This is a genomic window from Rhodococcus sp. RCBS9 (assembly GCF_029457415.1).
In the GTDB taxonomy this organism is placed as follows: domain Bacteria; phylum Actinomycetota; class Actinomycetes; order Mycobacteriales; family Mycobacteriaceae; genus Rhodococcus_F; species Rhodococcus_F qingshengii.
On the sequence record NZ_CP120422.1, the window covers coordinates 1812647 to 1825956 of the forward strand.

Below are 13310 nucleotides of genomic sequence, written 5' to 3' on the forward strand. Positions count from 1 at the left end.
GTCCCATGACGGAACTGTGGAAATCAGCGATCAGACGGACGCGTAGTTGTAGTTGCGTTCCTCCCGCGGTACCACTGCCACCCCGCGGTGATGATGACAGCGCCGGCAAGGGACCCGAGGATGCCGCTCGGGCGCAATGATAATCCGTCGCCTGCAATCAAACTCACGAGCAATCCGCCGACCAGCGAACCACCGATTCCCGCGATGAACGCGAAGGTCCAGTCCACTCGTGCGGTCGTTTTCCCCAGAATCAGCTGGGCTCCCGCTCCGATGACGATCCCGAACAGGAGTATTCCGATGATGAGCATGAGACAAGGCCCTTTCGTGGAGTGACGACGCAAGGCGCGAACGACTTACTCTGCACCATCTTTCCGGTATGTCTCTTATGTCGTGGTGAAATCCGTGTGAAAGATCGTCGTCACCCATTCCGCGTTGCTAGGTCGATGCCAGTGTCGTCGCCCAGCGGTAGTCCGCCTTACCGGCCGGGGTTCGCTTGACTTCATCGACCAGCACGATCGTGCGCGGCACCTTGTAGCCGGCCAACGTCTTGCGGCAATGTTCCTGAACCGCTTCGAGAGTCAACTCGTCGGATCCGGGGTAGGTCGCGATCACCGCTGCGACCTGCTGCCCCATGCGCGGGTCGGGCGCGGGGACAACGAGTGCGTCCGATATTGCCGGATGCGCGTGAAGGGCGGCCTCGACCTCTTCGGCGAAGACCTTCTCGCCACCGGTGTTGATGCACTGCGAGCCACGACCCAGGAAGACAATCGTGCCGTCCGCTTCGACCTTGCCCATGTCGCCGAGCACCGAAAGACGGGTGCCGTCAGCGCGGGTCGGGAACGTGCGGGCGGTCTTCTCTTCGTCCTTGTAGTACCCGAGCGGGACGTTTCCGATACGCGCGATGTAGCCCACGTCGTCGGAGCCGGCGGGGATCTCTTCGAGCCGCTCGTCGACCAGGATCATGTTCGGCGAGGGCGGCATTCGCAGATTTCCCGCCTCATCGATGGAGAAGGCGCCGTCATTACCGGACTCCGAGGCTCCGAAGTTGTCCCGCAACAGCAGGTCCGGCTTCACCGCCAGCATGCGGTCTCGAACGCTGGTGGACCAGATCGCACCACCTGACGTGATCGAGAAGAGACTGCTGAAATCGACCTCGTCTTTGCGTCGTTCCATCTCGTCGACCAACGGCAGTCCCATGCCGTCACCGACGATCAGGATCACCTGTACCGAATCCTTCTCGATCGCTTCGACGACCTTCTCCGCAACGAATTCTCGTCGTAGAACCACGCGGGCACCGAGGGTGAGGAAGGTGAACAGCGAATACAACGCTGCGCCGTGCATGAGGGGGGCGGCAATGAGGAACGAGAGTTCCGGAAATTCCTTTGCAGCGCTGGCTATCTCGGCGAGGTCCTGTCGAGCTTCCTCGCCGTACGGATTTCCGCCGGAGAGCGGCTTACGGAAGAAGTCGTCGTGACGCCACATGACACCCTTCGGGTATCCGGTCGTCCCGCCGGTGTAGAGCAGGTACACGTCGTCGCCCGAACGAGAATCGAACTCCCCTACCGGTGACATCTCGCGAGCGTCGTCGAAGGAAACCACCGACACTTCATGCGCTTTCGCGGCAGCGACCAGTTCGGCCTCGACCTCGCCGATCACGATCACCGTCTTCACCTTCGGGCATGCACCGAAAAGGGAAGCAAGGACACGCTGATGCTCGGGGAGTTCCACGACCACTGCGACCGAGTCGGAGTTGGTGAAGATGTACTCGAGCTCGGCGGGCGTGTACCGGTAGTTCACGTTGATCGGGACCGCACGGATCTTGATCAACCCGAGGATCGACGTGACATGTTCGACGCTGTTCTTCAGGAACAGGGCTACATGATCGCCGCGCGAGATGCCGGCTTGCGCGAGCAGGTTGGCCGTTCGGTTGGCTTCCGCGTCCAGCTCAGCGTAGGAGAAGTTCTCTCCCTCGTAAGTCAAGGCGACGCGATCAGGCACCGAGCTGGCGACGGTTTCGAATACATCAGCGAGGTTGAACTGCATCGTCTTCCCTTTCAGAGTCTGCGCCGCGATACCGAGGCATACAACCCTGAATCTAGAACACGTTCCATGTCACCCGAGGCAAAACGGAGCGATTAGCTGACCATTACCTGGACCTGACCTTGATCGGCGCAGCGACGGCCGAGCCCGCACCGCCCGACACCCATTCGGCGAGCAAGGTCTGCCACGACCCACAATGGCAGCGCAGGTAGGTGACCGTCCCCTCGCTGGTCCGATGCCGAGATTCGATCTCCCAGCGGTGGATGCAACTTATCGGCGCGAAATCTGTTTTCTTCATACGACGAGCATGATGTAATGGCATTGTGCATCTCAACCCTTACGGCGAATATGCGGTGACGCTGGCCGCCGACCTGGCCAATCGAAATCCCGAGACCTTGGCCGAACTCGTCGAACGCTGCGTCGATGCAGGCATCATTCTCGATTTCCCCATCGCCGAGAAGGACCTCGACGAGACCCTCGACCTTCTGATCGAGTGGTCGAAAATCGTCGACGTCACGGAGGAGGCAGCCCGCGCCGAGTTGGTGAACGTCATGCTCGAGCAAGCGTCGGCGTATCCGCGCATGACCAACCACGCAAACGACGGGTGGCATCTGCACTACCGCGATCCGCAACAGTCGCTCGCCGAGGTCCTCAAAGCCCTCTTCTCGGTAGGCACGGCGCTGCACCTCGTCGGCCGCGGAATGCACAGATTAGGTCGGTGCACCCTGGACGAGTGCACCAACATCTACGCGGACACCTCACGCAACGGCAATCAGCGGTACTGCTCCCCCACGTGTGCAAATCGCGACGCGGTGCGACGCCACCGCGCGCGCAAGTGAGCCGGACCGACTACGACGCGGGACCTACTACCTCGAAATCCGAGCCACCTTGGTAGTCGAACTGGAAGCTGCCGCCGCTGCTTCCCGAGCTGATCCGATTCCACGCGTCGATCAAGTCCTGGACCGTGTTGTATCCCAGGTCCTCCAAAGATCCTGAGAGACTTCCGGTTCCGGCGCCCTCGAACCAGCCGCCGACCACAACGGCCTGCGGAATCGCGATAGTGGGGTTGGTCGGATCGAGCAGTCGAACGCACGCTCCCGCAACGGCGTACACCCCGGCCGGCAGATTCCCGACGGTCCGCGTGATCGTCTGCCCAGGCGAAACGGCAAACAGATCGAGGATGTTGCTGACGGTCGGATACACCAACACGCCGGGCTGGAGCAGCTTTGCCGGATCGCGGATCACGTCGGGGACATCCCTGGCGTTGAGGATCGCCACTGTGCAGTTGATGAAGCTGAACCGCGGGTTCGGATTGGTGATGGTGAAGGTGATCGCATTGTCCGCTGCGCTCACCGACACCGGAGGCGGGAGAATCGCCGGTGATGCCGACGCCGTCGCCGGAGTCATGACAACCAGTCCCACGACGGCGGCCGACGCCGCGACAATGCTTCCGAGAACGCGTTTGAATCCACGACTTCGCATTTCCGAACCTCCAGGCAAGTCGGTCAGATCACCAGATGCCTGAAGAATAGACCGCTCAGTCGGAAAATTGGGGAGACAGACGGTGAGCTACCCGAAAAGTCCTTCGAGGCTGCCGCTGCCGAACAGGTCGCTCAGGCTTCCGGTATTGATGCCGCTGAACGGTCCACCGATGACAACGAGGCTCGGCACGCCAGGAACAGGCTTACCCAACGTCTCCAGATCGAGAAGATCGGAGCACGCACCGAGCACGGCGTAGGTTCCGTCCGGAACATCGGTCACGGTGTTGGTGACCGTCTGCCCCTTACCGACGGCGAACAGTGAGGACGGGTCGGTGATCTTGGGGTACACCACAAGGTTCGGATCGAGCAGCTTGAGCGGATCATCAAGCACGGCAGCAGAATCCGCGGCGTTGACGACAAACGCCTGGCACAACGGGGCAATGCCCGTGTTGTTGTTCGTGATCGTCAGTGCCAGATCGTTTCCGGTCACCTTGTACGAGACGACCGGCGGGACCACCTCGGCCGACGCAGTTGCAGGATTGACCATCGCGACGCCTGCCGCGGTTGCAGCGGCGACTGCCACGGTTCCCACGACGCGACGTACTCCACTCGTGCCCAGCTTCATCGAGGATCCTTTCGTACTGCGCCTTGAGTTCGGCAACAGTGCGCAGCCTAGAACGGATCTACTGACCGAATTGCGTGAATAGCCCCGGAGGGAGGCCGTGCCCGAAAGATCGGGACAAACGTCCCCTTCTCGAAGAGCTCGCTGTTCGACTCAGTTCCCACTGGAGACGAAGGGCGTCCGCACCGGTCCGCCGACCGAACCGTGCGGTGCTACCAATCCACGCTTTTCGAGGATCGGACGCACACCCTCACCGAACTGATACGCCTCTTCGAGATGGGGATAGCCCGACAATACAAAGTGATCCAGGCCGATCGCCGCGTACTCGGCAATCCGATCAGCCACTTCTTGGTGCGAACCTACCAATGCGGTGCCTGCACCCCCTCGCACCAATCCGACGCCGGTCCACAGGTTCGGCGCAATCTCCAGCGACCTCGCTCCGACGCCCTCCTTGTAAGCCGAACCGCCGCCGTGCAATTCGAGCATTCGACGCTGACCTTCGGAGCCGGATCGCGCAAGACTCGCCTGAGCCTGCTCGACGGTCGCCGGATCGAGCGCACTGAGCAGCCGATCCGCTTCTGTCCATGCCTGTTCCGAGGTGTCCCGGCTGATGACATGCAGACGGATTCCGTAGTCGAGGTGACGACCTTGGACTTCCGCGAGGTCGCGGATCCAGGCGATCTTGGCGGCAACAGCGGACGGCGTCTCACCCCACGTGAGATACGTATCCGCGTAACGCGATGCGACGGTTCCGGCCGCCGGCGACGATCCGCCGAAGAAGATGGGCGGTACCGGATCCGGAATACGCTGCAGCGTAGCCTTTTCCACGTTGACGTACTCGCCGGAGAAATCAACCGGACCGTTACCGGACCACAACTGGCGGATCACGTCGAGGAACTCGCCGCATCGTGCGTACCGTTGGTTCTTGTCGAGGAAGTCACCGAACGTGCGCTGCTCGTGGTCCTCCCCGCCGGTCACGACGTTGAGCAGCAGACGACCGCCCGACTGCCATTGGAAGGTTGCGGCCATCTGGGCGGCCAGCGTCGGGCTGAGCAATCCCGGTCGCAGAGCAACCAGAAACTTGAGCGTCTCGGTGGTCTCGAGCATCATCGCCGTCGTCAGCCATGCGTCTTCGCACCACGCGCCGGTCGGCGTGAGGACAGCTTCGAAGCCGTTCGTCTCGGCGGCCGCGCCGATCTGATTGAGGTATTTCAGCGTCGCCGGACGATCACCGGACATCGAGCTGCCGTGCCCACCCGCCATCAGATTCCGGGAATCACCGTAAGTAGGCAAGAACCAGTGGAAGCGCAGTGACACGGTGATTCCTTTCGTCGACGAACAGGCAGAACTCTTCTGTCATTACAACCACAGTCCACCTCGAAGAACAGGGTTGAAATCACCCTGATCGCTAGGGGTGCCCACTTTCGGCTCCGGCGATACCTTCGTGAATTTGCACCGCGACCCGGGGGCTCCGATGACCACGTTTGCCGAAGTCGAGCACAATTCACCGTTCTCGAACGAGACCGACGACGAGCGGCGATCCAGATTGAGAACCGTCGTCGCCGCGAGCCTGCTCGGCACGACGGTCGAGTGGTACGACTTCTTCCTCTACGCAACGGCCGCGAGTCTGGTCTTCAACCAACTGTTCTTCCCGAACCAGAGTTCGTTCGTCGGGACCATGCTCTCTTTTGCGACCTTCGCGGTCGGCTTTCTCGTTCGCCCCATCGGCGGAGTGGTGTTCGGTCACATCGGCGATCGCATCGGGCGCAAGAAAACGCTTGCCCTCACGATGTTCATCATGGGTATCGCGACGGCGCTCATGGGTGTCCTTCCGACCGCAGCTCAAATCGGGGTCGTTGCACCGATTCTGCTTCTGCTGCTTCGTATCCTGCAGGGATTTGCTCTCGGTGGTGAGTGGGCCGGAGCCGTTCTTCTGGCGGTCGAACACAGTCCGGAGAAGAAGCGCGGGCTGTTCGGCAGCATCCCGCAGATCGGACTGGCTCTCGGCTTGGCTTTGGGCACAGGAATGTTCGCACTACTTCAAACGGTCTTCGACGACGAACAGTTTCTCCGTTTCGGCTGGCGCATAGCCTTTGTTCTGAGCTTGGTACTCGTGATCGTGGGGTTGGTGGTCCGTTTGAAGGTCGACGAGACGCCGGCATTTCAGGCCGTTCGCGACCTCGAACAGCGCTCATCCGCCCCGCTCAGGGAAGTCTTTCAAGGAAGAGTCGCGCGAAACACCGTACTGGGCATGCTGTCTCGCTGGGGCGAGGGCGCCGCGTTCAACACCTGGGGCGTCTTTGCAATCACGTATGCAACCAAGACTCTGCATTTCGAAAAGGTTCCGGTACTTCTTGTGGTCACCGTGGCCGCAGTAGTGATGGCGATCTTGCTGCCGTTTTCCGGTTCACTCGCTGATCGGTTCGGCCCGCAACGGGTCTACATCGTGGGCATCGCCGCGTACGGCCTCGCGATCTTCCCCGCCTTCGCACTGTTCGGTACCGAGAATCTCCTGCTCTTCGGAGTCGCGATGGTCGTGGTCTTCGGAGTGATTCATGCCTTGTTCTACGGCGCCCAGGGAACGCTGTATGCGAGCCTCTACCCCACAGAAATCCGGTACACCGGGTTGTCGGTCGTTTACCAGTTCTCGGGTATCTACGCCTCCGGCGTCACACCTCTGATTCTGACGGCACTGATCGGCGCCAGTGGCGGTTCGCCCTGGCTGGCATGTGGATATCTGGTGGCCACCTCGGCGATCAGCGTCGTCGCCACTGCGGCGATCAGGAAGCGTGATCTGCATCTGTAGCGATCACACCTGAATATTCACTTCTCTTGGACATTTACTAGATACCCATAGAAATACCTGCGAAGAAGAACAGATCGAGATACGCCTACGCATCGGATACATCGGTGTATCGTTTGGGGTCCCACCCTGACGGAGGCGCCGATGACGACTGGAACGGACAACTCGCCGGCCAAGCGTGTCACCAAACGCCGTGGTCAGACCCGGCAGCGCCTGCTCGACGCGGCTGCAGATGTCTTCTCCGAAGCCGGGTTCGGGCACGCCACGGTCGAGCAGATCTGCGAACGCGCCGGATACTCCCGAGGCGCGTTCTACTCCAACTTCGATTCACTCGACGAATTGTTCTTCGCGATGTGGGAGCAGCGATCCGCAGCAATGCTCGCCGATCTGCGGTTGGCGACGGAGTCGATCACCGCCGGTAACACCGTCGACATCCATGCCGCTGTCGCCCGGATCGTGGCGGTGGTTCCGGTCGACCCGCAGTGGTACCGGATCAACGCGGAATTCACAGCCCACGCGCTCCGCAACCCGGCACTTCGCAAAGCCCTTGCCGACCGTGAAGACGCGATCCTTCGCACCCTGTTGCCCATCGTGGAGTCCGCACTCAGCGACGTCGGGCGAACAATCGTCGGCGACCCGACGGCGTTGGGACGGGCATTGGTTGCAGTGCACGACGGCACCAGCGTGCAGTGCCTCGTCGATACCGACACCAACGCCGCCTTTGCACTGCGCCGCGATATCTTCACTCGAATTCTGCTGTCCTACAGCGAAATAATCCAGAACAACCAATCGGAAGAGGAGTTGTCGTGAGCGAACAAGCTGACGTCATCGTTGTCGGGGCAGGGCTGGCGGGACTGGTCGCCACCTACGAACTGACGCGCGCGGGCCGCAAAGTCCTTGTCGTGGAACAGGAGAACGCTGCCAACCTCGGCGCGCAGGCATTTTGGTCTCTCGGCGGACTCTTCCTCGTGAACAGCCCCGAACAACGCCGACTCGGCATCAAGGACTCCCTCGAGTTGGCGATGCAGGACTGGATGGGCACAGCCGGATTCGACCGCGACCGCGAAGATCACTGGCCGCGTCAGTGGGCCAAGGCGTACGTCGAGTTCGCGGCCGGCGACAAGCGTCAGTACCTGCACGATCTGGGGCTTCGCCTGATGCCGAATGTCGGCTGGGCCGAACGCGGCCGCGGAATGGCTCTCGGACACGGAAATTCGGTGCCGCGCTTCCACCTCACCTGGGGCACCGGACCTGGCGTCGTCGATGTCTTTCTGACCAAAGTGATCGCCGCTCAGAAGCGTGGACTGGTCACGTTCAAGCACCGCCACCAAGTCGATCAACTCGTCGTCACCGATGGTGCGGTCACTGGTGTACGCGGAACCGTCCTCGAACCTTCCAGTGATCTGCGCGGCGTGAAGAGCTCGCGCACCCCCATCGGCGAATTCGAGTTCGCCGCACAGGCCGTCGTAGTGACATCCGGTGGAATCGGCGGCAACTACGAACTGGTGAAGAAAAACTGGCCCGAGCGACTCGGCAAGGCACCCAAGCACATGCTGACGGGAGTACCGGCGCACGTCGACGGGCGCATGCTCGAAATCACCGAATCCGCGGGCGGAAACATCGTGAACCGCGACCGCATGTGGCACTACACCGAAGGCATCCAGAACTGGAATCCCATCTGGCCCAACCACGGAATCCGAATCATCCCCGGACCGTCCTCGATGTGGTTCGACGCCACCGGCAAGCGTCTGCCGGTCCCCAACTTCCCAGGCTTCGACACGATGGGAACTTTTAAGTACATCCTCGACAGCGGCCACGAGTACACGTGGTTCATCCTCGACCAGAAGATCATCGAGAAGGAGTTCGCACTCTCGGGATCGGAACAGAACCCTGACTTCACCAACCGCGACTTCAAGCTCCTCCTCGAACGAATCAAGAAGGGCGCGCCGGGACCGGTCGAGGCGTTCAAGCAGAAGGGCGCGGACTTCGTGGTGCGCAACAACCTTCGTGATCTGGTCGACGGCATGAACGCCCTCACCGACGAACCGCTCCTCGACTACGAGGACATCGAACGCGAGATGATCGCCCGCGACCGCGAAGTCGACAACAAGTACAGCAAGGACTTCCAGGTCACCGCCATCCACGGTGCCCGTAATCTGTTGGCAGACAAGATCGTGCGCGTCGTTGCACCGCACAAGATCCTGGACCCCAAGAACGGCCCACTGATCGCGGTCCGGTTGCACCTGCTCACACGCAAGACTCTCGGCGGCTTGGAAACCAACCTGGATTCGCAGGTCATCAAGGCCGACGGCAGTGTCTTCGACGGCCTGTACGCAGCCGGTGAAGTCGCGGGCTTCGGCGGCGGCGGAGTCCACGGTTACAGCGCACTCGAGGGGACCTTCCTCGGCGGCTGCATCTTCTCGGGCCGCGCAGCCGGACGAGCATTGGCGCGCGACCTGTAGCCCCGAAATCAGGCGAGCGAATGCGTGACCAGAATGTGGTGGGCACGCATTCGCCGCGCCTCGTGCACGGATTGATGGTGGTGATGGTGCGTCGGCCCGCGCGCGTGGCGGACCAGATCGTGAACAGTACGGATGACGGTCGGCATTGCGACCCTCCCTCAGGAGATTGTGACTGCTGCTCTTGCCTGTGGAATCACTGTCTGGACACCGCCACTCGCGCCACCTCCTCCGGATCGATGAGGTGGGTATGGTCGTCGTCACCGACATCGATCTGCACGACGTCGATACGTGCGTTGAATGTGGTTGCGCCACTGTAATCAACACTGACAGGCATGCCGTAGTCATCCCCGATGTCGGTGGTCTCGTCCGCGGAGAAGACCATCGGTTGCGTCTGCTCGACGCGACCTGAGCCCACTTCGCGACCGTCGTGATAGATCGTGACCCCACCGCCTCTCGCGAGACCACCTCCGTCGTAGGTGAACTCAGCTCTGATCTGGTGTGATCCTGCCGGAATGTCAACGTCGGAACCGATGACGAACTCGGTCATGCCCAATAGGTTGTAGACGAATTTGGCGCGGCCTTCCCGCGCGTAAAGTGCCCAGCCACCAAATCTGCCTCCCTGCGCGATCACCACACCGTTGGCAGTAATGCCATCCGCGACGTCGACTGCTGCTGTGACACTGAACGATCGGTTCTTGATACTCAGCACGCTGTGCTCGCTCAGCCGTTTCATTCCGGGAAACAGAACCTGTCGGTTCCCGGACACCAACTGCGGACGCCCCGCGATGTGAGGGTTGAACCTCTCGAATCTTCGGTCGTCGATCGGAAGCACGTTGTACTTGACCGCTTCGATCAACCACAAGCGTTGCAGTGCAGCGAGTTTCTCCGGCATCTCAGCCGACAAGTCTTTGGACTGCGTCCAATCCTGAGACCCGTCGTAGAGCTCCCACACGTCGTCGTCGAGTGCGGGGAGTGCCTCCGCGAAAAGCCATGGAGTGCTGTGCCTGGTGACCGCACTCCAACCCTTGTAATAGATACCGCGATTGCCGGCCATCTCGAAGTACTGCAGATCGTGACGTTCGGCGACTTCGGCGTCGTCGAAGGTGTAGACCATGCTGGTCCCCTCGATGGGTGATTGCTGGACGCCGTTGACAAAGGTCGGTTCCGGTAGTTTCGCGACCTCGAGGATCGTCGGTGCAACGTCGATGACGTGGGTGAACTGCGACCGCGTCTCCCCCTTGGTCCGAATCCCTGCAGGCCAGTGCACGATCGTCCCGTTGCGAGTGCCACCCCAATGCGACGCAACCTGTTTCGTCCACTGATACGGCGTACACATTGCCCACGCCCACCCCACGGAATAGTGGTTGTATGCGTCCTTGGTACCGAATTTGTCTTTCACTTCCGCCATGAACTCGGGTGTTTCGATGGCGGCGAGTCCGTTGAAGTTGGCCATCTCGTTGAAAGCGCCGTTGATCGTCCCCTCTGCGGATGCTCCGTTGTCTCCGATGATGTAGTACACGAGAGTGTTGTCGAGAGCTCCGAGTTCTTCGATCGCATCGACAAGCCGGCCGACATGGAAATCGGTGTGTTCGAGAAATCCTGCATAGACTTCCATTTGGCGTTCGAGGACGGGCTTCATCTCCTCACTCATGTCCTCCCACGCCGGGATGGCCTCGGGACGCGGGGTGAGGACCGCATCCGCGGGAACGACCCCCCGCTGCTTCTGCTGCTCGAGAATCGATTCGCGTTGAGCGTCCCAACCTCCTGCGAACCGGCCCTCGTACTTGTCGGCCCACTCCTTCGGAACATGGTGCGGTGCATGTGTGGCGCCGGGTGCAAAGTAGACGAAGAACGGCTTGTCCGGAGCCAATGACTTCTGCATCCGAACCCAGTCGATCGCGTGATCGGCAAGGTCCTCAGTGAGGTGGTAACCCTCCTCCGGTGTCTTGTCCGGCTCGACAGGCGCGACGCCCTCGTACAGCGCCGGGTAATACTGGTTGTTCTCCCCGCCGATGAATCCGTAGAAGTGCTCGAATCCGCCTTCTCCCGTCGGCCACGACGTGAACGGTCCCACCGGGGATGTTTGCCACGGCGGAACCTCGTGACACTTGCCGAACTGCGCCGTCGAGTATCCGTTGAGTTTCAACGTCATCGGCAGTGCGGCTTTGGTATTCGGCCGCAGGCCGGAAAGACCAGGAGCCGAGGTAGCGGTTTCGGTGATCGATCCCATGCCGACCGAATGATGGTTGCGCCCGCTCAGAAGAGCGGCGCGGGTCGGAGCACACAGTGCCGTCGTGTGAAACCGCGTGTACGTGAGCCCATTACTTTGCAATCGCTCAGCAGTCGGTGTGTCCGCTGGTCCGCCGAAGGCACTGCTCGCGCCATATCCCACGTCGTCCAACAGGACCACCAGAACGTTGGGTGCGCCGGCCGGCGGTAGTAGCGGAGTGATCGGCGGAAACTCGGTGTCCGGATCCTTCGCGTCGTACGTCACCAGACCAAGATGTTGTCGATCCGGAATCGGTAGTACGGCGCGGCTCTGGTCTGTCGGATCCGTCATGACGTCTCGCCTTCTGTCTCTCACATGGCTCTTTCAAGCGTTTCAGGATCACGACGACGTCGACATCATCCGTTTCGGGTGAAGGCGCACCATTGTCGCAGCGTGGAGGCTTGAAGTGTGGATCAGCCCGGACGTTTCGCTCCCACCCCGATCGGGCATGCCTTCCTCGTCCCCCGGCGCCGTGTACGTGCCGGCCTGACCCAGATCCTGTGCGTCGTCGTGGGACTGGCTGCCGGACTGGGGATGCCGTACGTCCGGAGCGGCCCGATGATTCCTTCCCGTCAGGTCAGCGAGATGCTCGTTGCCCTCGGACTGGGGCTATTAGGTGTAGTGGCAGTGATCTTCTCGCTGCTGTTCCTCGTCGTCCAATGGGCCGCGACCACCTTCACTCCTCGCTTGTTGTTGTTCCGCGACGACCCCATCGTGTGGCGGACGTTTGCCTTCGCGATAGGCCAGTCCGTTTTCGACATCACGGCAGCGCTCGCCATCAGCAACGAAACGGACGTGTCGGTGATCGTGCCCAGCCTCGCAGTGCTGGCACTCTTGGCCACGCTGACGCTGATCAGACTGCTCCAGCTGCGCGCATTCTCGGCCATCCAGTTGGCTCCTGTACTAACCACGATCTCGAGTCGTGGCCGAGCAGTCTTCGCCGCCGTGTACCCCACCACCGATCTGGAGTTGCCTCCTCTACCAACACTTCCGGTGATCACGACAATCGAGTGGCATCGACCGCCGGCCGTTCTGCAACAGATCCTCGTCGAAGATCTCCTGCAGAGCGCTCGGAACTGCCGATCCATGGTGGTCCTCCGAGTGTCGCCGGGTAGCACGCTGCGAGACGGATTGCCGCTCGCCGACGTCTACGGCGGACCCATGCCCGCCAACACGATCCTTGACGCCTTGGTCAGTGGGAGTGAGCGGACCTTCACCCAGGACCCCCTACTCGCGATTCGGTTGTTGGCTGACATCGCGCTCAGAGCGCTCTCACCCGCTATCAACGATCCTGCGACGGCCGTGCAGGCTCTGGACGAGATCGAGGACCTCCTCTCTCTGGTGACCTCCGTACGCGCAGATTCGATCCGGGCCGTCGACGAGCATGGTGATCTGCGTGTGGTGATTCCACTGCCCGACTTCACGAGCTTCGTCAGAACCGGACTGGACGACGTCATAGCCTCGGCATCGAACTCGCCACTCGTTCTGGGCCGACTTCGCGACCTACTTTCGCACGTCGCCGCCCAATCGGAGTCTCGGAACCGCGATATTCTCGCCAAACGCGCTCGCTGGATTGATCAGCTGTCACAAGGCTTCCCGCGACTCGAACCCCCGTTGTGAACCCGTACAGATT

The 13310-nt window shown here is 61.2% G+C and carries 13 protein-coding genes; 5 read left to right on the top strand and 8 right to left on the bottom strand.

All coding sequences use genetic code 11. The features are described from left to right. Positions 1–23 precede the first annotated feature (23 nt). From P0M12_RS08635 to P0M12_RS08645, 3 genes are all read right to left on the bottom strand, one after another. Complete coding sequence (locus P0M12_RS08635) at positions 24–308, bottom strand: hypothetical protein (RefSeq protein WP_003939785.1); 285 nt, start codon at positions 306–308, stop codon at positions 24–26. A 127-nt stretch (positions 309–435) separates the two neighbouring features. After that, a complete protein-coding gene (locus P0M12_RS08640; RefSeq protein ID WP_054825371.1) occupies positions 436–2043 on the bottom strand; it encodes an AMP-binding protein in 1608 nt (535 codons plus the stop codon). Between the two features lie 103 nt (positions 2044–2146). Continuing rightward, on the bottom strand, positions 2147–2338 hold the full coding sequence (locus P0M12_RS08645) for a hypothetical protein (protein WP_039973125.1): 192 nt from the start codon (positions 2336–2338) through the stop codon (positions 2147–2149). 25 nt (positions 2339–2363) lie between these two features. Between P0M12_RS08645 and P0M12_RS08650 the strand changes: the two genes are divergently transcribed. Further along, positions 2364–2879, top strand: coding sequence for a CGNR zinc finger domain-containing protein (locus P0M12_RS08650; RefSeq protein ID WP_003940315.1), 516 nt, complete (start codon positions 2364–2366; stop codon positions 2877–2879). Positions 2880–2889: 10 nt separating this feature from the next. Here the strand turns inward: P0M12_RS08650 and P0M12_RS08655 are convergent, their stop codons facing one another. From P0M12_RS08655 to P0M12_RS08665, 3 genes are all read right to left on the bottom strand, one after another. Further along, the gene (locus P0M12_RS08655; protein WP_277377591.1) at positions 2890–3522 is read right to left on the bottom strand and encodes a hypothetical protein; all 633 of its coding nucleotides are present in this window, start codon (positions 3520–3522) and stop codon (positions 2890–2892) included. An 87-nt stretch (positions 3523–3609) separates the two neighbouring features. After that, positions 3610–4146: a hypothetical protein gene (locus P0M12_RS08660; RefSeq protein WP_007729952.1), complete on the bottom strand. Its 537-nt coding sequence runs from the start codon at positions 4144–4146 to the stop codon at positions 3610–3612. A 150-nt stretch (positions 4147–4296) separates the two neighbouring features. Further along, entirely contained in the window at positions 4297–5460 is a 1164-nt protein-coding gene (locus P0M12_RS08665) for an LLM class flavin-dependent oxidoreductase (protein WP_277377592.1), read from the bottom strand. Positions 5461–5617: 157 nt separating this feature from the next. Here P0M12_RS08665 and P0M12_RS08670 point away from each other — a divergent pair, with 157 nt between their 5' ends. The 3 genes from P0M12_RS08670 (at position 5618) to P0M12_RS08680 (ending at position 9408) form a co-directional block, all read left to right on the top strand. Continuing rightward, a complete protein-coding gene (locus P0M12_RS08670) occupies positions 5618–6949 on the top strand; it encodes an MFS transporter (RefSeq protein ID WP_030536520.1) in 1332 nt (443 codons plus the stop codon). Between the two features lie 141 nt (positions 6950–7090). Beyond that, positions 7091–7756: a TetR/AcrR family transcriptional regulator gene (locus tag P0M12_RS08675; protein WP_003939987.1), complete on the top strand. Its 666-nt coding sequence runs from the start codon at positions 7091–7093 to the stop codon at positions 7754–7756. Next, complete coding sequence (locus P0M12_RS08680; RefSeq protein WP_003940084.1) at positions 7753–9408, top strand: FAD-binding dehydrogenase; 1656 nt, start codon at positions 7753–7755, stop codon at positions 9406–9408. The genes P0M12_RS08675 and P0M12_RS08680 overlap by 4 nt, the downstream gene beginning before the upstream one ends. Positions 9409–9416: 8 nt before the next feature. Here P0M12_RS08680 and P0M12_RS08685 read toward each other — a convergent pair whose 3' ends face one another. Together P0M12_RS08685 and P0M12_RS08690 are read right to left on the bottom strand one after the other, a co-directional pair. Beyond that, positions 9417–9554 carry a hypothetical protein gene (locus tag P0M12_RS08685; protein ID WP_153211511.1) on the bottom strand — a complete coding sequence of 46 codons (138 nt, stop codon included), beginning with the start codon at positions 9552–9554 and terminating at the stop codon, positions 9417–9419. Positions 9555–9601: 47 nt separating this feature from the next. Next, positions 9602–11968, bottom strand: a complete 2367-nt coding sequence (locus P0M12_RS08690; protein WP_058226640.1) for an arylsulfatase — start codon at positions 11966–11968, stop codon at positions 9602–9604. Between the two features lie 117 nt (positions 11969–12085). Between P0M12_RS08690 and P0M12_RS08695 the strand changes: the two genes are divergently transcribed. After that, complete coding sequence (locus P0M12_RS08695; protein WP_277377593.1) at positions 12086–13297, top strand: DUF2254 family protein; 1212 nt, start codon at positions 12086–12088, stop codon at positions 13295–13297. Positions 13298–13310: the final 13 nt, after the last annotated feature.